Source organism: Phaeobacter sp. CAU 1743 (assembly GCF_039839315.1).
GTDB lineage: Bacteria > Pseudomonadota > Alphaproteobacteria > Rhodobacterales > Rhodobacteraceae > Phycobacter > Phycobacter gallaeciensis_A.
In genome coordinates, this window is the sequence record NZ_JBDOQR010000136.1 from 1 (window position 1) to 885 (window position 885).

At 63.7% G+C, this 885-nt stretch carries 1 protein-coding gene; it reads right to left on the bottom strand.

The features are described from left to right. The coding region (locus AAFO90_RS23990) for a hypothetical protein (RefSeq protein WP_347511065.1) at positions 1-832 on the bottom strand (832 nt) is incomplete at its 3' end. Positions 833-885: the final 53 nt, after the last annotated feature.

Sequence of the window (885 nt, forward strand, 5' to 3'; positions counted from 1 at the left end):
TCCCCCGGGCCTCTGCGGCCCGCCGTTCGTAGGTCTCGGCGTTCTTCAGGGCCTTTGCCGCGCGGTCGCCCTCCGCCTCAGCCTTGATCCGGGCCTTTTCCGCACGCGCCTCATTGGTCCGGATCTTCTCTTCGATCTCGACCAGTTCTTTGCGCTTCTCCGCGATCTCGAAGGGCAGATCGATGTGCAGCTCATCCACGGAGCGGTTCACCAGCTCATGAGGCGCCGCACCAGCCTCGGCACGAGCCTTGCGGGACCGCCCCCGCTCCAGATCGGGCATGAAGGCCTGCAGCTCCTCGTGGAGGGCCGTCTGGAGCTCTCTGAGCACCCCGCGCCCCATCCAGGTGGACAGGGGCTGTCCGGTCACGTCATAGCCGCACAGGCTGAAGTGCGCGTGCCGTGCTGTCTCATCGAGATGAAAGACAAGACCGGTCACCGTGGTCTTCAGATCGGTTGCCACGCGTTCCACGGCCGCGCGCAGGGCCTGCTCCTGGGTCACCAGATCGAGAGCCTCGAACATCTTCTGCGCCTCGATGCCGAAGCCGATGATCCCAACCACGGCAATGCCCGCATTGCTCTTCATTGCCCGCACCGTCTCACGCTGCGCACGGCGCTCTCTGGCGAGCGTCTTGAGTTCCTGGGTGGTCAGGGGCTGGATGAAGACATGGTTGGGCTCTGGCGGGTCCGGATTGACGTAGGCAGGCTGTGCTCCGATGCGCAAATCATGGCGGCGCTGGTTGGCATAGCCTTGAGCGTCCCGGATCTCGACCCGGACCATCGCGGCCCGGGGGTTGGCTTTACGATCGTCGTCCTTGAAATGGGTGAGTGTCATGATGGAAACCTCCGTTCCCACCATCATCGCCGCAGGGCATGAAAATCCAAAAT